The organism is Bacillus sp. SORGH_AS_0510 (assembly GCF_030818775.1).
GTDB lineage: Bacteria > Bacillota > Bacilli > Bacillales > Cytobacillaceae > Neobacillus.
The window spans coordinates 3,692,466-3,715,948 of the sequence record NZ_JAUTAU010000001.1; the positions used below are offsets into that span (position 1 = coordinate 3,692,466).

Annotated in this window: 22 protein-coding genes, 2 pseudogenes and 2 riboswitches; of the genes and pseudogenes, 7 read left to right on the forward strand and 17 right to left on the reverse strand. The window is 38.2% G+C overall.

Going from position 1 to position 23,483, the window contains the following annotated elements:
* Nucleotides 1–6: 6 nt before the first annotated feature.
* Nucleotides 7–531: a hemerythrin domain-containing protein gene (locus QE429_RS18850; RefSeq protein WP_307289204.1), complete on the reverse strand. Its 525-nt coding sequence runs from the start codon at nt 529–531 to the stop codon at nt 7–9.
* Between the two features lie 224 nt (nt 532–755).
* On the opposite strand from QE429_RS18850, the gene QE429_RS18855 reads away from it, so the two are divergent.
* Nucleotides 756–1,079: a hypothetical protein gene (locus tag QE429_RS18855; protein WP_307289206.1), complete on the forward strand. Its 324-nt coding sequence runs from the start codon at nt 756–758 to the stop codon at nt 1,077–1,079.
* Between the two features lie 537 nt (nt 1,080–1,616).
* On the opposite strand, the gene QE429_RS18860 is transcribed toward QE429_RS18855, so the two are convergent.
* From QE429_RS18860 to QE429_RS18875, 4 genes are read right to left on the reverse strand one after another with little or no spacing between them, the layout of a single operon-like run.
* On the reverse strand, nt 1,617–1,901 hold the full coding sequence (locus tag QE429_RS18860; protein WP_307289207.1) for a ferredoxin family protein: 285 nt from the start codon (nt 1,899–1,901) through the stop codon (nt 1,617–1,619).
* A complete protein-coding gene (locus tag QE429_RS18865; RefSeq protein WP_307289209.1) occupies nt 1,901–3,196 on the reverse strand; it encodes an FAD-dependent oxidoreductase in 1,296 nt (431 codons plus the stop codon). Before QE429_RS18865 ends, QE429_RS18860 begins: the two co-directional genes overlap by 1 nt.
* Nucleotides 3,189–4,220 (reverse strand): electron transfer flavoprotein subunit alpha/FixB family protein, encoded by a 1,032-nt coding sequence (locus tag QE429_RS18870; RefSeq protein ID WP_307289210.1) that lies wholly within the window; start codon nt 4,218–4,220, stop codon nt 3,189–3,191. Before QE429_RS18870 ends, QE429_RS18865 begins: the two co-directional genes overlap by 8 nt.
* Nucleotides 4,221–4,254: 34 nt before the next feature.
* Entirely contained in the window at nt 4,255–5,079 is an 825-nt protein-coding gene (locus QE429_RS18875) for an electron transfer flavoprotein subunit beta/FixA family protein (protein WP_307289212.1), read from the reverse strand.
* A gap of 584 nt (nt 5,080–5,663) precedes the next feature.
* Between QE429_RS18875 and QE429_RS18880 the strand changes: the two genes are divergently transcribed.
* Nucleotides 5,664–6,395, forward strand: coding sequence for a ZIP family metal transporter (locus QE429_RS18880; protein ID WP_307289213.1), 732 nt, complete (start codon nt 5,664–5,666; stop codon nt 6,393–6,395).
* 24 nt (nt 6,396–6,419) lie between these two features.
* Here the strand turns inward: QE429_RS18880 and QE429_RS18885 are convergent, their stop codons facing one another.
* From QE429_RS18885 to QE429_RS18910, 6 genes and pseudogenes are all read right to left on the reverse strand, one after another.
* On the reverse strand, nt 6,420–6,662 hold the full coding sequence (locus QE429_RS18885) for an aspartyl-phosphate phosphatase Spo0E family protein (protein ID WP_307289215.1): 243 nt from the start codon (nt 6,660–6,662) through the stop codon (nt 6,420–6,422).
* 363 nt (nt 6,663–7,025) lie between these two features.
* Complete coding sequence (locus QE429_RS18890) at nt 7,026–7,559, reverse strand: 1,2-dihydroxy-3-keto-5-methylthiopentene dioxygenase (RefSeq protein WP_307289217.1); 534 nt, start codon at nt 7,557–7,559, stop codon at nt 7,026–7,028.
* A gap of 217 nt (nt 7,560–7,776) precedes the next feature.
* Nucleotides 7,777–8,407: pseudogene (locus tag QE429_RS18895) on the reverse strand (methylthioribulose 1-phosphate dehydratase).
* Nucleotides 8,401–9,073 (reverse strand): annotated as a pseudogene (locus QE429_RS18900) (2-hydroxy-3-keto-5-methylthiopentenyl-1-phosphate phosphatase). Before QE429_RS18900 ends, QE429_RS18895 begins: the two co-directional pseudogenes overlap by 7 nt.
* Nucleotides 9,074–10,285 (reverse strand): 2,3-diketo-5-methylthiopentyl-1-phosphate enolase, encoded by a 1,212-nt coding sequence (mtnW, locus tag QE429_RS18905; RefSeq protein ID WP_307289218.1) that lies wholly within the window; start codon nt 10,283–10,285, stop codon nt 9,074–9,076.
* 76 nt (nt 10,286–10,361) lie between these two features.
* Nucleotides 10,362–10,469: riboswitch (SAM riboswitch) on the reverse strand.
* Between the two features lie 78 nt (nt 10,470–10,547).
* Nucleotides 10,548–11,726: a pyridoxal phosphate-dependent aminotransferase gene (locus QE429_RS18910; RefSeq protein WP_307289221.1), complete on the reverse strand. Its 1,179-nt coding sequence runs from the start codon at nt 11,724–11,726 to the stop codon at nt 10,548–10,550.
* A gap of 120 nt (nt 11,727–11,846) precedes the next feature.
* On the opposite strand from QE429_RS18910, the gene QE429_RS18915 reads away from it, so the two are divergent.
* Together QE429_RS18915 and mtnK are read left to right on the forward strand one after the other, a co-directional pair.
* The gene (locus QE429_RS18915) at nt 11,847–12,632 is read left to right on the forward strand and encodes a carbon-nitrogen family hydrolase (RefSeq protein WP_307289223.1); all 786 of its coding nucleotides are present in this window, start codon (nt 11,847–11,849) and stop codon (nt 12,630–12,632) included.
* A gap of 108 nt (nt 12,633–12,740) precedes the next feature.
* A riboswitch (SAM riboswitch) is annotated at nt 12,741–12,898 on the forward strand.
* A gap of 105 nt (nt 12,899–13,003) precedes the next feature.
* On the forward strand, nt 13,004–14,188 hold the full coding sequence (mtnK, locus tag QE429_RS18920; protein ID WP_307289225.1) for an S-methyl-5-thioribose kinase: 1,185 nt from the start codon (nt 13,004–13,006) through the stop codon (nt 14,186–14,188).
* Nucleotides 14,189–14,233: 45 nt separating this feature from the next.
* On the opposite strand, the gene QE429_RS18925 is transcribed toward mtnK, so the two are convergent.
* The 3 genes from QE429_RS18925 to QE429_RS18935 all read right to left on the reverse strand — a co-directional run bounded on the left by QE429_RS18925 (nt 14,234) and on the right by QE429_RS18935 (nt 18,252).
* On the reverse strand, nt 14,234–14,815 hold the full coding sequence (locus QE429_RS18925) for a DUF2087 domain-containing protein (RefSeq protein ID WP_307290889.1): 582 nt from the start codon (nt 14,813–14,815) through the stop codon (nt 14,234–14,236).
* Between the two features lie 129 nt (nt 14,816–14,944).
* On the reverse strand, nt 14,945–17,239 hold the full coding sequence (locus QE429_RS18930; protein ID WP_307289227.1) for a thiamine pyrophosphate-dependent enzyme: 2,295 nt from the start codon (nt 17,237–17,239) through the stop codon (nt 14,945–14,947).
* Nucleotides 17,239–18,252: a 2-oxoacid:acceptor oxidoreductase family protein gene (locus tag QE429_RS18935; protein WP_307289229.1), complete on the reverse strand. Its 1,014-nt coding sequence runs from the start codon at nt 18,250–18,252 to the stop codon at nt 17,239–17,241. Before QE429_RS18935 ends, QE429_RS18930 begins: the two co-directional genes overlap by 1 nt.
* A 332-nt stretch (nt 18,253–18,584) precedes the next feature.
* On the opposite strand from QE429_RS18935, the gene QE429_RS18940 reads away from it, so the two are divergent.
* Complete coding sequence (locus QE429_RS18940; protein WP_307289231.1) at nt 18,585–20,324, forward strand: B12-binding domain-containing radical SAM protein; 1,740 nt, start codon at nt 18,585–18,587, stop codon at nt 20,322–20,324.
* Nucleotides 20,325–20,459: 135 nt separating this feature from the next.
* Here QE429_RS18940 and QE429_RS18945 read toward each other — a convergent pair whose 3' ends face one another.
* A complete protein-coding gene (locus QE429_RS18945) occupies nt 20,460–20,621 on the reverse strand; it encodes a hypothetical protein (protein WP_307289232.1) in 162 nt (53 codons plus the stop codon).
* A gap of 132 nt (nt 20,622–20,753) precedes the next feature.
* Here QE429_RS18945 and QE429_RS18950 point away from each other — a divergent pair, with 132 nt between their 5' ends.
* Nucleotides 20,754–21,113, forward strand: a complete 360-nt coding sequence (locus QE429_RS18950; RefSeq protein WP_307289234.1) for a DUF3905 domain-containing protein — start codon at nt 20,754–20,756, stop codon at nt 21,111–21,113.
* A gap of 111 nt (nt 21,114–21,224) precedes the next feature.
* The gene (locus QE429_RS18955) at nt 21,225–21,425 is read left to right on the forward strand and encodes an alpha/beta-type small acid-soluble spore protein (RefSeq protein ID WP_307289235.1); all 201 of its coding nucleotides are present in this window, start codon (nt 21,225–21,227) and stop codon (nt 21,423–21,425) included.
* Nucleotides 21,426–21,456: 31 nt separating this feature from the next.
* Here QE429_RS18955 and QE429_RS18960 read toward each other — a convergent pair whose 3' ends face one another.
* Together QE429_RS18960 and sigI are read right to left on the reverse strand one after the other, a co-directional pair.
* Nucleotides 21,457–22,590 carry an anti-sigma factor domain-containing protein gene (locus QE429_RS18960; RefSeq protein ID WP_307289236.1) on the reverse strand — a complete coding sequence of 378 codons (1,134 nt, stop codon included), beginning with the start codon at nt 22,588–22,590 and terminating at the stop codon, nt 21,457–21,459.
* Nucleotides 22,587–23,333 (reverse strand): RNA polymerase sigma factor SigI, encoded by a 747-nt coding sequence (sigI, locus tag QE429_RS18965; RefSeq protein ID WP_307289238.1) that lies wholly within the window; start codon nt 23,331–23,333, stop codon nt 22,587–22,589. The genes QE429_RS18960 and sigI overlap by 4 nt, the downstream gene beginning before the upstream one ends.
* Nucleotides 23,334–23,483 lie beyond the last annotated feature (150 nt).

Genomic DNA, 23,483 nt, shown 5'->3' on the forward strand with positions numbered 1-23,483 from the left:
CTATCCTTATTTTATTTCTTGTATTCTTTTGTGCAGTTCTGCTTTTTCTTCATCTGATAACATTCTTTCTGCCATTGGAAAGAGGACATTTTCTTCTTTGGAGAAATGTTCAGTTAAGATGAAGTAGGCATTTTGAATAAGCTCAGCTAACTTTTTCTTTTCAACAGTGGTCGCTTCAATACCTTGTGCTCTTTCTAAAAATGAAGCGATATTTGCTTTTGCTTGATCATGTTCGTACTCCATTACAGCAATTGGACCTGATGTAGTTCCAATATAAGCCCCCATCATTGGGAAGAGAACTCCTTCTTCTCGTTCAGAATGTGGATCTAATGCAGCCTTAAAGTCATTCACCTGGTTGATTAATTCTTCAAAATCTACTTCTACATTTATCTCTTGATCAATGCATTGAGTTATTGTATATAGTTTCTCCAATTGCTCTAATAATGGAGGATGCTCACTTTTTAATTGTTTTAATCCTTCGCTTAATTCTCCCTGGGGCATACCGCCAAACGCACTCATGCAGCCACTCATTTTCATTCACCTCTTATTGTTAATGTGTGTCTTAAGTATAAAATGAACGAAAAAAGGATGTAGTGATAGAGGTCACATTTCTGCAAAATGAGGGAATGGTTGTGGAATTTATGTCATTTTTATGAAAACGATTTAATTTTTTTGAAAATTTAACATTTATCACACAAAAATTGTTTGAAAGTTTCATATAATGAGGATAGAACATGAAAGGGAGGTCCAAACATATGAAAACCCCAAATTATCATGACTTTTACCAAAAGGCATTAATCCCAATTGGTTATAACGACTTGATCGCCTTAAAGGAATCAGATGCTTACATCCCTAACTCTCCTTACACACATTGGCTTATTGCCGTAGAAGGGGTCCAACTCCCACAGCCTACCATCTACTATAATTGGAAAGTTAGCATATATCCTGCAGATTGTGATGGCGACTTCAATTGGAAAAAACCTTACTATTGTTCTGTAAATATGGAATTAATGGATCAAGCCGATAAATTAGCTTCTTCATTAGTCTCTTCCGGCAAAAAAGATGAGCTTTCTTCCTAAACCCTTCTAGAAAAAATAAGTTAAGCCCCTAACATCCTATCTCCTGCTTCACCTTCTTTTTACCCTCACTTGTGAAAAAACCTACATATAGTGGTATTAAAACTTTTTATTATTCTAATCTTCATCCCATCTCTGGCATGGAACCCTTTTCGGTAAACTAGACTGAGTTTCCACGTGACCGTTTCCTCTTTTTCACTGTCACTTGGGTCGCGTAGACCGTCACTATGTTACCCATTCCCCTTTTTCTCAATCACTTGGGTCGCGTAGACCGCCTCTATGTTACCCATTCCTCTTTTTCTCAATCACATGGGTCGCGTAGAGCACATCTATGTTACCGTTTCCTCTTTTTCTCAATCACTTGGGTCACGTAGACCGTCTCTATGTTACCCATTCCCCTTTTTTCAATCACTTGGGTCACGAAGTACTGATTACTTCTTAGTATATATATACATTCACCAAACCACTTTTGGTTTTTCAAAGCCCAATAAATAAAAAAAGTGTTGTTTACGACTCCTTGTAAACAACACTTTTTTTCATCTAAGCCAATCTAAATACGATTCCATGGCCACCCTTAGGATATTCCCATTTAATGTTTTGATATGGACAACCAATCCGGCAGCTTCCACATTCATGACAGCCTTCGTAGCCAACCTGCATCCTTGTTCCTTCCCACTTGTACACTTCTGCTGGGCAAAATACTGTACATAGCTTATCAGGACATTGGGTCATACACACATCATGATCGAGCACGGTCAAATGCGATTTCGTGTCACACTTAAAACGGAGAAGATACTGTTTTTCTTCGATATTCTTCGTTGACATTATTTCACCGCCTTCCAAGCACGATAAATATCTTGCAATACTCGAATCGTTCCTCTTTCCGAAGTGACGCTCTTCATAATCTGCTTTTGCTTTTCCCGTTTTGGCGTACCATCTACGGTAAAGAATTTGCTCATGGCCTTATTCATCATTGGTACATATTCATTGAAGTATTGTGGATACTTCTCAAACGTATGTGCAGCATCCTTATATTTCTCTAAATCTTTAATAATGAAACTATCATATAATTTTTCACGGTAAAGATTTAAACTAGACTCTGAGAAATCTCCCCGATGTTTCGCCTCTATTACAGTTTCAGCGGCTAACATACCAGAATGCATCGCCATGTTTGAACCTTCACGGTGAATGGCATTAACTAACTGAGCAGCATCACCAACAACGACTACTCCATTTCCAGCTACCTTAGGAACGGAGCGGTACCCGCCTTCTGGGATGAGATGGGCAAGATATTCTGCCGATTCTCCACCAGCAATTAAAGGTTTTACCATAGGGTGTGTTTTCAAGTAATCTAGCAGCTCATACGGCTTTAATTTCGCTTTAATCATACTAGAAAGTGTGGTACCTACCCCAATGTTAATACTTTCTTTATTTGTGTAAATAAAGGCTGTTCCAAGATTTCCTTTTGTTGAATCCCCAAAGATTTCAATCGTACAACCTTGACCATCTTCAAGGTTAAATCTGTCATTAATCTTTTCTTTTGGTAAATTAACCACTTCCATAACGGTTAGTGCTACTTCATCTGGTCGGAATTCTTTATGGAAGCCCAACTGTTTGGATAAGAGTGAGTTTACTCCGTCAGCAAGCACTACAACATCCGCGTATACTTCTCCATCTGGGCGGTCCGTACGCACACCTACCACCTTACCATTTTCAACAATACACTCAGTTACAACAGTTTCGTTGATAAGAAGTGCTCCTGCCTGGACGGCTTTTTGAGCAAACCATTGGTCAAATTGCGCTCGAAGAACAGTAAAGTTATTATACGGCTCTACACCCCATTCAAGACCTTTGTAACCGAATGAAACGACAGATTCTTTATCCATCATCCAGAAACGCTGTTCAATCACAGGCCTCTCTAGAGGTGCTTCCTTCCAAAACTCAGGAATTAACTCTTCCATTTGTTTTCGGTATAGCACACCACCCATTACGTTTTTGGCACCTGGATATTCTCCACGTTCAATCAGTAACACGTTTAAGCCATTCCTTGCACACGTAAGAGCACAGGCTGTACCCGCAGGTCCCGCCCCAACCACAATCACATCAAATTTTTCAGGCATAGCTTAATTCACCGCCTTTTTCTATTCTGAGTTGCTTAAATTGCTCGATAAGTTTAGGGACAATTTCTATAGCGTCTCCTACAATTCCATAAGTCGCAACATCAAAAATTGAAGCATTCGGATCCTTGTTGATTGCGATGATGAATTCGGAATTCTTCATACCGACAACATGTTGTATAGCTCCAGAAATACCGATGGCAAAATAAATTTTTGGTGTAACTGTTTCTCCTGTTTGACCCACTTGCTGTTCGTGCGGGAGCCATCCAGCTTCTACCACATCGCGTGTACCGCCAACACTGGCACCTATTGTATCTGCTAACTCATGTATAAGCTGGAAGTTTTGTAGATCTCCCATACCTTTTCCACCACATACGATGACATGTGCCTCTGCTAAATTGGCTTTTTTTGTTACGTCATTCACAATTTGGAGTACTTTTGTACGCATATCCTCTTCTTGAAGTGAAATCTTTTCTTCGATGATTTCTCCAATTCTATTTAGATTCGGTTCTAAAGCCTTCATCACTTTCGGCCTTACTGTAGCCATTTGCGGACGGTGTTTTTTACAAAGGATGGTTGCCATAATATTTCCGCCAAAAGCCGGTCTGCTTGCTTCTAGCAATCTATTAGTGGTATCTACATCCAGCATTGTCGTATCCGCAGTTAACCCCGTATTTAAATCGGTTGCCACAGCGCTAGCTAAGTCCTTTCCATTTGGTGTTGCACCATAAAGGATAATCTCTGGCATGTATTTTAGAGCCAGTAGCATAACCCCTCTCATATAAGACTCAGTCCGATACTGTTTTAACACTGGATGGTCAATGACATACACCACATCAGCACCATAGGATATCACCTGGTTCGCTAAAGGTTTGATCTCATTTCCGAGTAAAAAACCTGCTAATGGAACTTGGAGTTTATCAGCCAGCTTCCTGCCGGCCCCAAGCAACTCTAGTGATACACCTTCAATCTTTCCATCAGATTGTTCGATAAAGACCCAGACTCCACGATAATCGTCTAGATTCATATAAACCCCTCCTTGCAGCAGTAGATAATCCTTATTATTTAGAAGACTGGAATGTTAAAAGGTCCTTTTTCTCCATTAAGACTTCCATGAGCTGCTTTACTTGCTCATCAGCAGTTCCCTCTAGTCTTTTTCCACCCTCTGGCCGTGGAGGTGTAAACATCTTACCTACAATGGTAGGCGAACCTTTTAGACCTAGTTGGGAGCGATCCACATTCTCAAGATCACTTACTGCCCAGATGATTGGTTCATATTTTGCTGCATTAATCATGTTTGGCATCGGTGAATAATCAATTTTATTAATTTCTTTTTCAACTGTTAACAAGCACGGCAGTTCTGACTGGATTAATTCATATCCATTGGTTAATTTTCGCTTAATTAATACCGTTCTCTCTGCTTCATTCACTTCTGTTACCTCAATGACATTTGTTACAGGAGGAATATCCAGTCGTCTTGCGATACCAGGTCCAACCTGACCTGTATCTCCATCGATAGCATGTTTCCCACAAATCACCATATCTACTGGGAGTTCCTTACTAATTCTCTCTAAAGCTTTATATAAGGCATAACTAGTAGCAAGTGTATCTGCTCCGGCAAAAGCCCGGTCAGTAATCAGATAGCCTCTATCTGCACCAATTTCAACACTTTTTTTAATAACAGCTGTTGCCTGTGGCGGTCCCATTGACAGGACCGAAATGGTGCCACCTGTTTTCCCCTTGATTTTCACAGCTTCTTGAACGGCATGTGCATCATAAGGATTCAAAATGGCCGGGGCACTCCGGCGGTCGAGTGTGTTTGTTTTTGGGTTGATTTTAATGATTTTTGTATCGGGTACTTGTTTGACACATACGACAATGTGCATGTAGGACTTTCCCTCCTCCATATAGACTAAGATTGTTGAAAGCGTTTGCTTACTTTGGTTATAAAAAATGCTTTTATTAAGGATATATGAACCGTAACACAAGCATAGTACCAAACAATGGTGGTTTTCTTTATTTTCTTTCTAGGCTCTGTTAAACTTGCCTGTTGATTTCCGCTCCAGGCACGAGCGGTTCGTGGGTGTTTCGGCGAGCCTCCTCGACGCAAGCGTCTGCGGGGTCTCCCCTGAACCATACTCCCACAGGAGTCTTCGTGCCTTCCGCTCCAATCAACAGGATGTATAAATCAACACTGTTCTTTAACAAAGCCTCTTTCTAAAAGTCATCAAAATTTGGATAAGATGTGCAGCATAACTAATTTTGTGTAGATTCAAAGGCGTAGGTAAAAATAATAATAAGTTGATGTCATAACTAATTGTGGTAAAATATGGAGTTAATCATGGTGTGAGTATGTCTTTAAATAGTACTAATATAACTATATGAAATATTGGGATATAAACAATGATAAAAATCACAGTCATGTCTAAAAATGGAGATTTTCTGATGAAAATAAAAAAGGAGGAAAGAAATGACTGAGGTAATATTCGGAAGTGTTCTCTCTGCCTTATCAACAGGGGCTGGGGCATTAATAATATTGTTTATCCACCATTCAATAACACATCGGTGGAAGGACGTATTATTAGCCTTTAGCGCTGGAATTATGATGGCTGCTTCTACGATCGGCCTAATTCCGGAGGCTCTCAAGTATGGAGGTTTTATTTCACTCTTTGTTGGAGTGTGGTTAGGGGTTGGTGTGCTAACTCTTCTTGAAAAAAATATTCCGCATATTGATTTGCAGCATACTAAAAGTGGCATTCAATTTGATGAAAAAGCTCTGTTAATTATTTCAGCAATCACTCTGCATAATATCCCGGAGGGCTTGTCTGTAGGTGTTAGCTATGCTTCTTCAGAAGGAGATACTGGCAATTTAATAGCACTGGCAATCGGGTTCCAAAATGCTCCTGAAGGCCTTCTTGTCGCTCTCTTTTTAATCAATCAGCAAATAAGTAAATGGAAGGCCTTCATTATTGCAACCTTAACGGGCGCTATTGAGATTGTTACTTCATTATTAGGGTATTTATTAACGTCATATGTTCAAGGCCTTGTTCCATACGGCCTTTCCTTTGCGGCAGGTGCGATGCTTTTTATCATCTATAAAGAATTAATTCCCGAAAGTCACGGAGATGGAAATGAGCGGGTATCAACCTATGCTTTTATAATGGGGCTTCTACTTATGGTTCTAATCATTGATATATATTAATAGAAGTAGTTCACATCAATGCCATTAAACTAAAACTTTAGGCCAAATCATGATCATTTGTTTAAATGCAATCTTTACTTCTTCATTTGGCCTAGAAGCTTGTCCCATTTCTCTATGGTACGCATTTATTAGCTCATCTAGTTCCTGGCTGTATTTTATTGTTTCCTCACTTGTATATCCTAGCGTATTTGCACTATTTATCATTAATTCCCTTTTGGCCCTGATCTGTTCAATCATTTCATATTGGTTATTACTATCCTTGTACAATGTTATCCTCCTACTCAGTACCCTTTTACTGTAATACACTAAAAAAGTTAACTACTTGAAAGATTATGACAAGAATTTCTATAAAAGTAAATACATTCGCAAAAGTAGACAAAACATTCTAATTCTTTCGCTTTTCGACAATTTCCTATGTTTTTTTCAAGTATTTACGACAATTATTTCCTTAAACCTCAGGGTACTTTTTGACAAAAAATAGAAATAATAAGATAATAGAGAAAAGTTATGAACCAGTATTTGTATTTTTGTTCGCTATATAATACACCCAATAACATTTTACCAAAATACTTCCAATCTCAAACTAATTGGATAAAAAAACTGGCTGCATCTGCAGCCAGTTTTTTGTTCTTATTGCTTTACTTCTTCCTTTTCGTAAATTGGAACCCAGCCTTCTGTTGTGACAAAAATTCTTACCGCGACAACCTTTCTATCTTCTTCTAATGTAAAGTAGTGTCTTGTGTTTTCTGGAACTGAGATTAAATCACCTGGATTTAAATGGACTTCAAAAAACTCTCCATCTTTTCCTTGAATGACAAAAACACCATGACCACTTACGATAAAACGAACTTCATCATCAGTGTGATGGTGCTCGTTTTTAAAATTAGTAAGTAATACGTCCAGATTAGGTGTGTTTTCTGATAATGAAATCACATCCTGTGCTTTATATCCCCGTCTCGCAGAAATGTCGGCAATTTCAGCTTCGAAAGAATTTAAAATCTCTTCTTTTTCTTCATCACTTAAAAGATATTTTTCTACTAATGATGCAGGGAGTTTGTTAATATCCCAATTTTCATAAATGACTTCCTGACTTTCTAAGAAGCTTGCAACTGCCTCCTGCTCATGAATTTGATCATCTTTCTGTTGAAATGTAATATACGCCATTATAAATCAGCCTCACTTTTTTATTTTTGTTCCTGTCAACTTGTCTGTTGATTTCCGCATCAGGCGCGAGCGGTTCGTGGGTGTTTCGGCGAGCCTCCTCGGAGAAACGCGCCTGCGGGGTCTCCCCTGAACCATACTCCCACAGGAGTCTTCGCGCCTTCTGCTCCAATCAACAGGCGTGTCAAATCAACACAGGACTTTAAACTTGCCTTCTCTTTTAGACTACTTTAAATAATTGGTATGGTTTATGTTCGAGCAATCGTAATTGGTAACGGAATAGAAATTCGGATGCTTCAAGTATTTTTTTCGCTTCGAATGCATTCCGACCCCAGACTGTGATTCCATGATTCCGAATTAATACGGCTCCGCTATCTTCGGAAACATGCTCTGAAAATTTATTTGCCAGTGTAGGAATGTGTGCGAAATTACGAATAATCGGTATTTTTAAAACTGCATCTTCTTCCCAATTTATCAAAGGCTTTAATTAATTCTTGGCCTTTAAAGGTAACCTCACCATGGTCACCATAGACCTCTGAAATGACATTATTATCAATCGTATGAACATGTAAGCTACAACCAGCATTGGTTTTACGATAAATTTCCACATGAAGTAGTGTCTCTGCCGACGGTTTTAAATGAGTCTCTTCTACAGGACGACCAAATTCATCTACAAGTAAAAAGTCTTCAGATGTCCGTTTGCGTTTATCCTTTCCGCTTGCTGTTACCAAAAATTGAAGCGGATGATCACTCACCTTAATTGCAAGGTTTCCACTTGTCCCCATAAACCAATCTCTCTCTGCCAATTCATCCTTAATATCGGCTAATTCTGCCCATCTTTCCTTTAACATAGTTCACCCACCTCAATTCTTTTATTGATTTCCTCGATACAATCGAAGAAAGTATGAAACCCTTGATGGTTAATACCCCATTCCATACATTTTTCCTGAAGCAAATCCCTTGCTAACAACAAAGTCCGCATGTTTAGCCGCCTCTAAATCCGTTACAGAATCGCCAATTACGATTTTGAAACTCTCATTTGGATGGTTCAGTTTACGCATTATACTTGGCTTACAACAACCACAATCATTGTTACAATAGGAATCGCATTCATGCGGCCAGAGAATTTTGATTGTTTCTCCTGAAAAATCCGAATGATTACAATAGACTCCATCAAATGGGGCGTATTCTGCCAAGATTGGATGAACAAAAAAATCTATCCCGCCACTTACAATGTAGAGTGGAATCCCTTTTTCACGCACAAAAGCTACAAACTCCTTGAAACCAGGTCTAATTTTTGCATTTTCGATTGCGAACTCCGTTATCTCTTTCTTCTTATCACTAGGTAATAAGGAAAATAATTTCCCTACACCCTCATTAATGGAAATCTGTCGCGATAGAATTAAATCCTTAATTTCCACCCATTCGGGAGGAGCAAATTTTTTCATTATGGCAATGATGTTATCACTTTCAGTAACAGTCCCGTCAAAATCACAATAAATAACCGGCTTTGCCATCTATACCGTCACCTCAGCATTTCCCCATAGCTTTAGCGCAGTTTTTAGTTCATCATACTGTTTAGCCCCTTCTGCTAATGTCAATCCTCGCAGATTTGCATCAACAGCTTGGCGGAAGGCAAGACCTCCCCCACGAGCACCATCTGGATGACCATGAACGCCGCCACCTGCATTTATCACTGAGTCAATACCAAAATCACGGATTAACAAGGAAACCAATCCAGGATGAATTCCTGCTGATGGTACTGGAAATGCCTTTTTAAAAACATCCTCTATTGTCAATTCACTTGCAATTGAAAGGGCCGCAGTTTTCTCTAGCGCAACCGTTCCGTATGGTGATGGGAAAAGGGATAAATCAGCACCTGCATAACGAAGCAACTTCCCGAGAAGCAAGGAATGGGAAAGGCCAAATTCCGGCGAAGAGGTCAATGCCCCGCTAACAGCAGGATGAGCCATTAACGGCAACCCAATTTCATTGTCCTCTCTCAACTCTTGTAGAACATCCAATCCATAAGAGAACACATTAAATAATAATAAATCGGCACCAAGTTCAGCGGCCTTTTTTGCCTTATTCTTCAATTGTGATGTTCTTCCTGTTAGGTTTACTGCATATAGGGTTCTGTGCCCGGTTTCTTCATGGACCTCTCTTAAGACTTGTTTCCCCGCTGTTATTCTTTGCTCAAAAGGAGTAAGCGCGTTTTCAAATAGGATTTCATCGTCCTTGACTAAATCCACTCCACCTAGAGCTTGTTGCTTTAACTGCTCTGCTAAAAAGTGAATATCCTTACCAAGCACTCCTTTAAAAATGCTCATAACTAGTGGTCTATCATAAACGTTTATTTTTTCTCGAATCCCTTCGATACCGAATCTAGGACCAGGGAAATGACTTTTTAAGACATCATCAAACTGTAAATCTAGTAATTTTATTTTTCCATCTAGTGATAATTTTCCGAAAACAGTGGTTAGAATCGCTGGTAAATCATTAGAGAAATTTAGGGTTGGATAAGCAATTCGTATAATCGCCTGACCCTCTTTTTCCCAATCTTTCCCCTCAATGGAAACGACTCTGCCCTTATGCTTACGCAGTTGGTTTTGTTCGAGTTCAGGAAGGTTGGTCCAAGAACCAACGGTTAATCCAAGGGCTATTTCCTCGGCTTTTTTTTCAGGATTATTTTCATCATGTACAAGATATGTAGCAATAATTTCAGTCATTCTTTTCAACTTCCCTTCAAAAAAAACATAAAAAACCTCTTCGAAAAGAAGAGGTTAGCATCAAGAAACTAACATCTTCTCATCTTTCAGCCAGTTGCTGCAAGAATTAGCACCGTGCTTAACTTTAGTTAAGTCGGTTGCCGGGCTTCATAGGGCTTTTCCCTCCACCTGCTCTTGATAAGAAAACGATTCGTAATTATTCACATTTTTAAGTTGTAAAACTTTATTTTGGATTATCGCAAGAAAAAAAACATTTGTCAACCTATTTTTTGAACATTTCTAAACAACTAATTCTTCTGACAGCTTCAGCCAACCGATCTTCGGATGATAATAACCCTACACGAACAAAGCCCTCACCGAATTCACCAAAACCAATACCAGGTGCAACCATAATGTGTGCTTGGTCAAGCAGGATTTCAGCAAATTGTGCGGATGTGTACCCGTCTGGTACCTTAAGCCATGCAAAAAAAGACCCGTTAGGCGCTTTCACATCCCACCCAATCGAACGTAGACCGTTAATTAACACACCTTTTCTGCGTTCATACAGTTCGTTTAATTCTTTTACACAATCTTGAGACCCAGTTAAGGCAGTAGCTGCTGCTTCCTGAACAGCTCCAAATATACTTACATAAAGATGATCCTGAAGAAGTTCAATCGCTGAAATCACACTCTCATTCCCCACAGCAAAACCAACACGCCAGCCCGCCATATTATAGGTTTTAGATAGTGTGTAGATCTCGATTCCTACTTCTTTTGCCCCTTCGGTTTCTAGGAAACTGATTGGTCTATGACCGTCGAAACCGATGGCACCGTAAGCAAAATCATGAACAACACAAATATTGTGATCGTTTGCTAGTTTCACTGTTTCTATGAAAAATTCTTCAGTGGCAACAGCACCAGTAGGATTATTAGGGTAATTCAGAAACATGACCTTTGCTTTTGATAACGTATCGGAAGAAAGTTCGTTGTAGTCAGGTAAAAATGCATTTTTCTCCCTCAATGGCATTGTAACCATGTCTGCTTTTGCCAGTGCAACCCCCGACCAATAATCCGGATAGCCAGGATCGGGTACAAGAATGGTATCACCCGGATTTAACAAACATTGAGGAATCTCCACAAGTCCTGCTTTGCCCCCAAAAAGGATAGCCACTTCCTTATCAGGATTGATCGTTACGCCATACTCTCTAAAGTAAAAATCAGCTGCAGCCTGCTTTAAATATCTATGCCCCTGAAACGGAGAATATTTATGATTGATCGGGTTAGCTGCCGCCTCCTGTAATTTGGACACGATATGTTCCGGTGTTGGCTGATCAGGGTTTCCTTGTCCTAAATTTATAACGTCATGCCCTTCGGCAATATACTCACCAACCTTCTTTACAAGGCCTGCAAAAAATTGTTTTGGCAGACTATTTAAAAGCTCTGATGGTGGAAATTGTTTCATTACTCTCTCACCTGCTAACTCTTTACAAATTTTTGTTGAAATTCTAGTCACAAATGATATAACTTTTATAACAGCTTGTAAAGAAAAAATTCTGATATTTCGAACCGGAGGGAAAATTCCTTGAAATTAAATATTTCTTGTATACAAATGGATATCGCCTTTGGTAATCCAACTGAAAACTATCTTGCCGCAGAAAGACTAATCGAAATGGCAATGGAAACCAAACCTGACATTCTCGTCTTACCTGAACTTTGGACTACCGGATATGACTTAACACGACTTGATGAAATTGCAGATAAGCAAGCGAAACAAACGATACAATTTCTACAGGAGTCAGCTAAAAAGTATCAAGTTCATTTCGTGGGAGGATCCGTTGCAAACCATAATGAAAACGGAGTAAAAAACACTTTGATCATCATTAACAAAGAAGGCCAATTGATCCACCAATATAGTAAATTGCATTTATTCAAGCTCATGGATGAGCACCTTTACTTAGAGGCAGGTACAGAAAAAGGCTTATTCCAATTAGACAATCAGTCGTTTGCTGGGGTTATTTGTTATGACATTCGTTTTCCAGAATGGATCCGAGCTCATAGTTCAGAGGGGGCTGAGGCGCTATTTGTTGTTGCGGAATGGCCCAAACCTCGCCTAACTCACTGGAGAGCCTTGCTAATTTCTCGTGCCATTGAAAATCAATGCTATGTAATTGCATGTAATCGTTCTGGAAGCGATCCTAATAACAAATTTGCCGGGCACAGTATGATAATTGATCCTTGGGGTGAGGTCATCGCTGAAGCTGGAGAGGCAGAAGAAATTCTATCTGCAGAATTAAATATGGACCTTGTCAAAGATATTCGCAGCCAAATTCCAATCTTCGCAGACAGAAAGCCAGAATATTACCGTTAGACTGTTTTAAAAGTTAAAAATTAATATTGTTTTCAAAATTTAGTTGACACCTCTCTTTTCAACCTGTTATAGTTTTTATCATACTGAAAAAATAGAATATTAGATTTACTCTTATCACGAGCAGGCTGAGGGATTTGGCCCTTTGAAGCCCAGCAACCGACCATACAACAACTAAAGTAGTGCGCTAAAGAAAGTGAATGCGCAGGAAACTTTATATGGCACGGTGCTAATTCCAACAGAAGGATGTCCTTTCTGAGAGATAAGAGGTGTGAAGAATAGATCTCTTCTAGCCTCTTTCAGATAAGAAAGAGGCTTTTTTGTGCGCAAAGCCAAAGCACAAACTGAGCCTCCAAATTTAGGAGGAATTGAAAATGAGTCTACTAAAACAATCAACTTACCAACCATTAACTGAAGCCTCTGCTATTAACCTAGCTCTTGATTTAAATATTTTCACAGAAAAAGCTGACCTCACTTGTAAGGAAATTGGTGATGGCAATCTTAATCTTGTCTTTCACTTGGTAGATCAAGAATCAGGAAAAAGTGTCATTATTAAACAAGCGCTCCCTTATGCAAAGGTCGTAGGAGAAAGCTGGCCATTAACACTTAAACGAGCAACCATCGAAGCAGAAGCCTTAAAGATATTTGGTCATATTGCACCTAACTACGTTCCAAAGGTCTACTACACGGATGAAGTTCTAGCGGTAACTGTTATGGAGGACTTGTCCCACCTTATAATTGCTCGAACTGGCTTTATTAGAGGCGAAACGTACCCGCTTATTTCTAAGCACTTAGGAGAATATCTCGCTAAAACAATATTCTTCACTTCAGATTATGCCTTAACCCCTGCTGCAAAAAAGGCACAGGTACAGAAATTTATTAACCCAGAGCTTTGTAAGATAACTGAAGATTTAATCTTTACAGATCCGTTCTATGACGCGGAAACAAATGAATTTGAGGTTGGCTTGAAGCCTGAAGTAGAAGAGCTTTGGCAGGATGAAGAGCTAAAGTTCCACGTGAATGTATTGAAAAGAACCTTCTTAACTGAGGCTGAATCACTCCTTCATGGAGATTTGCATACTGGAAGTGTTTTTGCTGACAATATTGAAACAAAAGTTATCGATCCTGAATTTGCCTATTATGGACCTGCTGGTTTTGACATTGGTCAAGTATTTGCCAATCTACTCTTCCAAGTTATTGTGAATGTACCTAAGCGCGATTTGTTTCTAACTCATGTTGAAACAGTGTGGAATGTTTTTGAAGAACAATATACTCAATTATGGAATACTGAAAATAAAGAACCATTAGCTAAAACACCTTCATTTTTACAATTTCAACTGGCTAAATTCTTCGAAGATTCAATCGGCTTTGCCGGTTGCGAGTTAATCAGAAGAACTATTGGTCTCGCTCATGTAGCTGATTTAGATGGAATTGCTGATGAAGGATCAAAATTAGCTGCCAAACGTTTAACGCTAAAGTTAGGAAAAGTCCTTGTAAAACAGCGAAAAGAAATAAAAGACCTTCCTGCTTTCATTCGCACAGTTAAAGAAGTACTCTAATGAAGAAACAGGAGGTTGACTAGTTTACAGTCAACCTCTCTTTAATTATGGCTTAGCCCACATTTCTTCTGGGTTTAATTCATATATACTGTTTTCTCGATACATATAATGATTAATAATGAATTCTCGTCGGATTGTTGCAAAATCATCATGGAATTGCTTAATATACTCGTTTAAATCTTTTTCTTCGTACTTTGTTCCTGCTTTCAACCCCTTCACGATGTGCTCAAAAACGATTAATTTTTTCTTTCTTTGTGCCGGTATGCTTTTTAATTTACCATCCTTCGTAAAGAAATTATCCAAGACCTTTTGTCTTTCCATACTAGCCTCTACCATGTTTCCAAGCTCCTCTCCTCTTTTTTCAAGCAGCTGTGTAAGAACTTGTGCCTGCTGTTTAATCATTGATTCATTTAAATAGAAGTAAATCGTATTTTTATCTCTTCTTTCATACACCACATGAATTTCCCTTAATTTTTTTAAATGATGAGTAATGGTCGGAGCTGTTAGCCCAAGTTTGCCAGCGATCGCCTGACCATGTAAAGGCCCTTTTGCTAATAGAGCAACAATTCTTACTCTTGTTGGATCACCCATAGTTTTATAAAAGGCTACTAAACGGTTTAGCTGCATCATCGTTATACACCCCTAATTTCGATATTCATCTAATTAGATATATATCAAAATTTAATTTTTCTGTCAATCATAAAAGCAAAAGAAAAAGCAAAGTGCGCATGACACTTCGCTTTCTCAACCACCAAATTATAGAAGTGGATTCTCATGTTTAGCCTTTAATCGCTGCCATCTTTTTTCAACTTCATCCTCAAACTCTTCTAAAATAGGTTTATTTTCATCTTTTAATAAGTGTTTTGTTTTGCCCATATATTTCAACCACTCTGCCAATGGTATCCGTTTGTTCTTTTCCTCCGGATTGTAAGTGATTGTTGTAACCCCTTGTTCTACTTCGTAAAGTGGGTAGAAACATGAATTTACAGCTGCTTCAACAATTGTGGTACCGTATCGATCATCTGATTTCCAGTTTAGCGGGCAAGTAATTAGAAGCTTTCCATATACAGTTCCTACATTCTGTGCGTACCACTGAGCTTTTGCCCCTTTTTTAATAAGGTCTTGAGGGAAAGCTTCTGAGCCTGTAAACACATAAGGAATATTAGTTGATGCCATAATTTGCGCTGTATCCTTATGATGGAACGCCTTTCCTCTTTGCATTTTTCCGACTCCAGATGTACTTGTCATATGACCAATCGGTGTGGAATACGACATTTGCGAACCAGTATTCATGTACCCTTCATTATCATATTCAAGCATTATTAGCTTATGGCCGCGAAGTGCCGTACCAATTGCTGAACCCATACCGATATCCATACCGCCATCTCCGGTAATCATAACAAACGTTGCATCATCAGATACTTGGATTTCACCGCGCCGCTTTAGTTCCATAAATGCCTCAACTGTACCCGATAGGGTTGCTGCACCATTTTGGAATAAGTTATGAATCATTGTTTGCTTATGTGAAGTATGCGGATAAGCTGTTGTTGTCACATAAGCACAACCTGTTTGGAATAATGTAACAATATCTCCTTCAATGCCTTTAAAGAACAGCTCCAGACCAGCAAATATGCCACATCCGGGACAAGCACCATGACCTGAGGCAATCCTCTTTGGTTTACCAGTAAGGGCACGAAGCGGCGGGATTTTCACCTTTAACTTATTCGTTTCCTCATCCATTTTCACATCAATTAATCCTGATTTATATACATCACCATGTTGCGGTAAAATAACTGGCTTTAGTATTTTCTCAGGGTTACCTGGGATATGGCCATAGTAATCAAATGGTTTCTCGGCATAGCCTTTGATCTTTGCTTCAATAGCCATTTCAAAAAACTTCTCAGCATCACTTGCATAGAAATCTTTTCCACCAAGGCCGAAAACACGGCTTAGTACAATAGTTTGGTTATTACGGTCATCCTGTAAAGCCGACTTAACTTCATGCGTTAAGTTAGGGCCATTGGCTCCATAAGAATCTGCCCGTTCACCAATTAGCAAGGATTTTACATTTTTTAGCGCTTCTCGAATCTCCCTGGCAGGGAACGGACGAATAATATTCGGACTGATGACCCCGGCTTTAATTCCCTTGGCACGGAGCTGGTCCACTACATCTTTAGCTGATTCTGCTGCAGAATTTAATAGGAAGAGAGCCACTTCTGCACCTTCCATTTTATATAAATCAAGAACAGGGTATTCCCTTCCAGATAATTTTGCATACTCTGCTGCCACTTCTTTAAATACCGCTCCGGCATTATACATAGCTTCGGATTGTTGGAAGTGATTATTGATAAAGTCATCACCGCTCATATGTGCCCCAATAGTAACCGGTTTTTTTGGATCTCTGGCAAAATTATAATCAGTTGGACAATCACCAACAAATTGTTGAACAACGCGGCGATCCTTGAAGTATTCTACCCTGCGCTTTTGATGGGAAGTGAAAAATCCATCATATGCAACAATAACCGGTAAGCGTACCTTAGAATGTTCAGCAATTTTTAATGCCATGATATTCATATCATATACTGCTTGAGGTGTTTTGGCAGTTAAAATAACCCATCCAGTGTTTAATGCATAGTAAAGGTCTGAATGGTCTCCACGGATATCTAACGGTCCGCTAACTGAGCGTGTAACTAAGTTCATTACCATTGGGAAACGTGTTCCTGATTGTACGGGAAGCTGTTCAATCATGTAGAGTAAACCATTCGCACTCGTAGCATTAAATACGCGTGCACCTGTTGCAGCTGCACCATAACAAATCCCGGCAGAACCATGCTCACCATCTGCAGGAATTAACTTAATATCATGCTCACCCCGTGTTTTCATTTGATCTAGGAATTGAGCCACCTCAGTAGAGGGTGTTATTGGGAAATAGCCCATGATATGATAATTGATTTGGGCAGCAGCCATTGCTGCCATTTCGTTACCTGATTCAAACGTTGAGATTTGCTCAGCCATCGCTTGTGTTGTTAATTTATCCTCCATAATTGCCATTAGAAACTACCTCCTGTTACATAAGGAAAGTTTTGCTTCACGCGGTTAGCATCAGCATATCCAATCATTTCTCGTAGATCCCCAAGAGCATCGGTTGGACATGCCTCTACGCATTTTAAACAGCCTTTACAATATTGATAATCAATTCCTTTTAGGAACATTTGCTTTCGGCCGCGCTTATCTTCTCCCTCTTCCCAAACGAAACAGAAATCTGGGCAAACGTTATCACAAGCCGCACAATTAATACATGTTTCTTGTTTGAATTCCGGAAGAAATCCTTGTCGTGAACCACTTAAATCCTTGAAGATACTATTTGCTTGAGCCAGAAGGGCTCCTCCAATTTCCTGAGTTGTATACCCTAGCATTGGAAGTGGACGAGTGAATGCCTTCCCCTCTGCCCCTTCAGGTACCTCATAAGTCTTAAATTTCACTTCATTATATCCTCGGTCAAATGTCCTGATATTAGGTTCAACCAGATGTGGGTATTTTTTTGTAAATGTTTTTCGAATAACATCTCTCATTGATTCTGGATCTAAAAAGTCTAGTATTCTGTATAATGCTCCAAGCATTGCTGTATTTACTTTTGTTTTTTCTTCTACCGCAATGCTGAGTGCATCAATGATAGCCAAAGTTCCATATTCAAGCTGTAAATCCTTTTTCACTTCATCAAATTCTCTTGCTGTATTTACCAGTACAATTCCTTCAGCATCTAAGCCGCTTACTACATTCACTGTCTTATATAAAGCCTCATGGAAAACCCCAACAATATGTGGTTGTTCAATTGGACTATGATCTCTAATTTCTACATCCGGATCACAAAAACGGACAAAACTCTTTACGGGAGAACCTTTTTTCTCAGACCCATAGGATGAAAAGTTGGATCCTCTTAATCCAAGACTAAGAACACCTGCCTCAGCCAACATTTTTCCAGCAAGGTTTGCCCCCAAGCCACCAATTGATTCAAGTCGGATTTCAAAAAATCCAAGTTCATTTTTTTTCGGTAAAATAGCCATTCTATCCCTCCCCATTGTTAAAAACGCATAAAAATTAACTTCCCCACGAGTATTGTATGGCATTCTACTTTTTAAAGCTGTGACAAAAGTCAAACATCAAAGAAAATATTTGAAACACATTCATATACGGTTTAAAAAACATTAATATAACTGGATTTTTTTCAATTAATAATTATATAACAGACAATCAGTTGTAGTATAACAGAGCGTTCTAACTATAAACTAAACAATATCCGATGAATCCAACTTGTTAGAACTGTTTATCAGCTATCATTTTTGTTGAAAATAAGGTATAATTATATTTTGTTTTATTATTGAAAAGGAGCTAGTTTATGAATGTAATTTGTTCGACGTTGAATGCAAAGTTCATACACACAAACCTTGCTATTCGCTATTTAAAGGCTTATGCCGCTCCCGAATTTAAGATACAGCTTAAGGAATATACAATTAAAGATCCCGTAATAAACATTGTTTCAGATCTATATCAATCAAAACCGAATGTGATTGGGTTTAGTTGTTATATTTGGAACATCGAAGAAACACTTAAAGTGGTCAATATGCTTAAAAAAATTGACCCATCTATCATTATTGTCTTGGGTGGGCCTGAGGTTAGCTATGATACGATGGAATGGATGGAAAAACATCCTGAGATAGATTTTATTGTAATGGGTGAAGGTGAACTTACCTTTAAACAATTGCTAACAGAAATTGGAACTTCAAAAGATTTCCGCAATGTTCATGGCATCGCGTACCGATCTGAAGACAAGGTTGTTATCACTCCACAAAAGAATAAGCTTGATCTCAAAGAGCTTCCATCACCATACCGCCTTCCAGAAGATATTTCTGATTTAGGTAAAAGGGTAACTTATATCGAAACTAGCAGGGGCTGTCCATTTAGCTGCCAATTTTGTCTCTCATCCATCGAGGTTGGGGTTCGATATTTTGACAGAGAAAAAATCAAGTCAGATATTAGGTATCTAATGGAGCATGGGGCAAAAACGATTAAATTTGTTGATCGCACATTTAATATCAGTCGAAGCTATGCAATGGAAATGTTCCGTTTCTTAATTGATGAACACCATCCAGGCACAGTTTTTCAATTTGAAATTACTGCAGACATCATGCGACCAGAAGTCATTGATTTTCTTAATCAGGAGGCTCCAAAGGGCTTATTTCGATTTGAAATTGGGGTTCAATCAACCAATGATTACACCAATGAGCTGGTCATGCGGAAACAAAATTTTGCCAAGCTCACTAGGACGGTAACGATGGTTAAAGAAGGCGGCAAAATAGATCAGCATCTCGATTTAATCGCTGGTCTTCCAGAAGAGGATTATTCTTCCTTCCGAAAAACTTTTAATGATGTATTCGAGATGAGACCTGAGGAATTACAATTAGGGTTCTTAAAGATGCTACGTGGGACTGGTGTGCGCTTGCGTGCAAAGGAACAACAATATGTTTATATGGACCACTCTCCATATGAAATTTTAAGCAATAATGTACTTTCCTTTGACGACATTGTAAGAATTAAACAGGTGGAAGATGTATTAGAAAAATACTGGAATGACCACAGAATGGATCACACTGTTGAATATTTGGTCAGTCATGTATTTATGTCTCCTTTTGATTTCTTTCAAGAGTTCGGCAGCTATTGGGATGAACGCGGTTGGTCAAGAATTGGTCATCAGTTAGAGGACTTATTCCGTAGGCTGTACTCATTCCTAGAACAAAAAAAGGTGAAAAGCCTTGATGTCGTGGCGGGTTTAATGAAATATGATTACTTAATCAATCACAAATACAAGCCTAGAAAACCTTGGTGGGAAGCTAGTTTTGAAAAAGGCCAACGCAACGAATTCTATAAACAAATCATTGAGAATCCTAACATCTTAGGAAATGAATTCGTCAAATTAAACCTTGAAGAAAAGGAATTATTTAAGCATACGATGCTAGATGAGATTTCATTTAATTTATCAAATTATTTAGAGACGGGAGAAATTGTGAAGCAGCCTTCAAGCTTGTTGGCATACTTTAATCCGACAATTAACCAAACCCTTATCTTTTCTACGAAATAAGCCGGGACATCCCGGCTTATTTATTTTTTTTATGGCCCTTTTTGGTTTCGTAAAGCGCCTTACCATTTACATCTCCATATTCAACACTAAATTCTTCTACTGGAATACGTGGAGGAGTTTTACGACGGCCGCCCATTAGCTTCTTCCCTTTTTTCCTTGTTTTGAATTGCGATTAGCAAATCTAATGGCATTATTATTGTCAGCAAATTCTGCAGAGAATTCACTTTCTTGTACATTCTTATGGGGTGTTTTTGAATATTTGGTTACTGCATCAAATTCAGCTTTGCGTTTTGCCATAAAGGAACCCTCCTGATTGTTAATTAATACAGATATAGTTTTAACAAAATAGGTCTAATCATCCTTTCCTTATTTTTCTTAAATAAAAAATCACTATAGGCAAAAAATAAGAAAAAATAGGAGTGATTGAACATGAATGACGAATCAAAACAAACTAAACCGATGTTAGATGATGTGGCAATAAATGAAACCATGCCACATCAAATCAATGCGCCAAGCTTTGAAGGAACGGGTATTAAAATGGAAGATCCCTTTGTCAATAAATTTGGTGTAACAATTGGAGACAGCTTGTATGCTTCAAAGAACTCTCCATTAGAAAATTGGTCTGAGGATACCGATCCCTCGATAATGGCTGGGGATGAATGGGTTCATCCTACAAATGATATTGGATGGAATACCACTGAGAATCGGGAGCTATTGGAAAGTAAAAGAAAACCACAAGCAGTCCCATTTATGCATCCAACTAAGGATGCTAGTAAAGGAACGGATTAATAATTAGTACCAATAACGAAAAACATTACCACTTATGAAATGTTTGATGAAATTAAATAATACTTATACAGAGGAAATAAACCTCTGTATAAAATAAGGAGTTGATTACACATGGCTAATAGTAGCAATAAACTTTTAGTACCTGGAATTGAGCAATACCTCGATCAAGTTAAATATGAAATCGCTCAAGAGTTTGGCGTACAATTGGGTTCAGATACAGTTTCAAGAGCAAATGGATCAGTAGGCGGCGAAATAACTAAGAGACTTGTTCAGCAAGCCCAAGCTCAACTATCTGGACAATCTACGAAATAAGAATTGAATAAAATGGAAAAAGTCCGGTTAATTACCGGACTTTTAATTGATTATTATTATTACCATTCTCAATATTGTCGTTATCGTGATGATTATTATTTCGTTCTTCGTTACCATGATTATTGGAATTGTGGCTACTATTGTTATTCTGTCTATAATTGTTACTATGATTTGAGTTATTCTGTCGATAATTGTTACTATGATTTGAGTTATTATGCCCATTATTCTGCCAATTTGAATCGCTTTGTTTTCTGTATTCTCCTTGGTTTTGCTTCGAATTTTCCTCTTTCTTCTTTAAATATCCTGGAGAATTCGCATTTCTATCCCAATTCCCTTTTTCTTCGCCCTTATCCCAAGACTGTGTATCATTTTGTTTCTTTGATTGTCCAGGTGACATTGGGTTAACAGATGGTGTTTGTGCCGGAACAGTAGTTTTTTCTTTTTCTTCGTATTTCTCTTTTTCTTTCCCAATAGGATCCATGTTCTGTTGTTTGGATTTTTCTTGAGAAAAATAGTATTTCCCGTAAGAAAAACCTTGTTTATGTGCTTCTTCTAATCCCTTTTTGTTACCGGTAGTGACATTTAGTTCTAACTTTTCCTTAGTAATCGAGGCTTCAATCTTATCTAATTTCCGCTGTAGTTTTTCTTCTACTTTTTCTTCAGGCTCCTCGATACGAACCGTAGAAATTAGGACTTGGGTGTTTTCTTTTAAGTAACCACCCTTTTTCATCTCAGCAAAAATAACTTTAGTTAATTCTGAAACATCTTCGTTTTTCCAATGCTTTAAACGCGATATAATATCTTTTCCTGCTTTATTGAATCCGTTTAATTTCACAACCTGCATTTTTTTATTCACACCTATTTCAACACTTGGGTTAGCGTCAATGGACATATATGCATAGGCCTTGTCATCTTGGTACATAGGGATAAACGTCCCAATAAAAACCATAAGTACAGCCATCACGATCCAGACGGTTTTAAGTCTAAATATAACTCTAAATGGCCTTTTGATCATAGATCTATTAACGCTTTCAATCGGAAAAAAATAAATTTCTTCTCCAATTGAATAGGGCTGGCTTTGTTTTCTTGCACGCAAAAATTCACCTTCGGGGGTTAAAAGCGTTAGAAAACCATCTTCTATTTCCATAATTATTCCTTTTTTCATGTATCTAGCACCCCCTTGATATAATCCTTCATATAAACGTAATCACTTGATAAAATCAGTGAAATGGCAATAATATATTTTCTATTTCGTTCAATTGTTTTTCTACTAACATTCACCATTTTTTCAAGTTGCTTAATTGGCAGTCGCTTTTTTTCAAATAAGAAATCCTTTAGTTCTTGATCAGTCACTAACATCTTTGCCGTCAGTATTGCATTCTTTCTGGCATCTGCATGCTTTGGTGAATTTTCAACAAGATCACTAAAGCTCAAATCAAAAGTGGTTAATAAGGCTTGAAAATGTATGATCTCATCTTTCCTTAATTGGTCATCATTCTTTTTATGATAATCGTCGAGAGAAAGCTCATTTACAATGATTGTTCCTGCTGTTTCTTCTTCTTGTACAGAATTAGTTAAATCGATACTAATATGTTGATTTTTGGATTGTTTACGAATATAGTCAATTACTCTTCGTTTTATGATGATCTCTGAAAAACTCAACAAAGAGCTTCCACGTTCTGGAGAATATTTTTCAATTGCTTCATTAAATGCTATAAGCCCTATGCTAAATTCATCATCGGTTTCATAGATGTATCTCCTACATACGGAAGATACAGTTTTTGCAATAAAAGGCTTGTAGGAATCAATGACTTCGTTTAATAAGAATTGATCACCCTTTTGAATTTGAACGACCATTTCTTCCAAAGTTCTTTTTTTCTTTTTAGCCATAAACAATAAACTTAGCATACGCTCACCTCTATTCGACCAATTATAACATACGATTGTTACCTTGGACTTTTCGGGGGTAAGCATTTAAAAAAAGATAGTACCAATAGCGGATTACTTTTCCAGTTATTGTTTATGCAGCCTATTTCTTATTTCCTATCTCATATTACA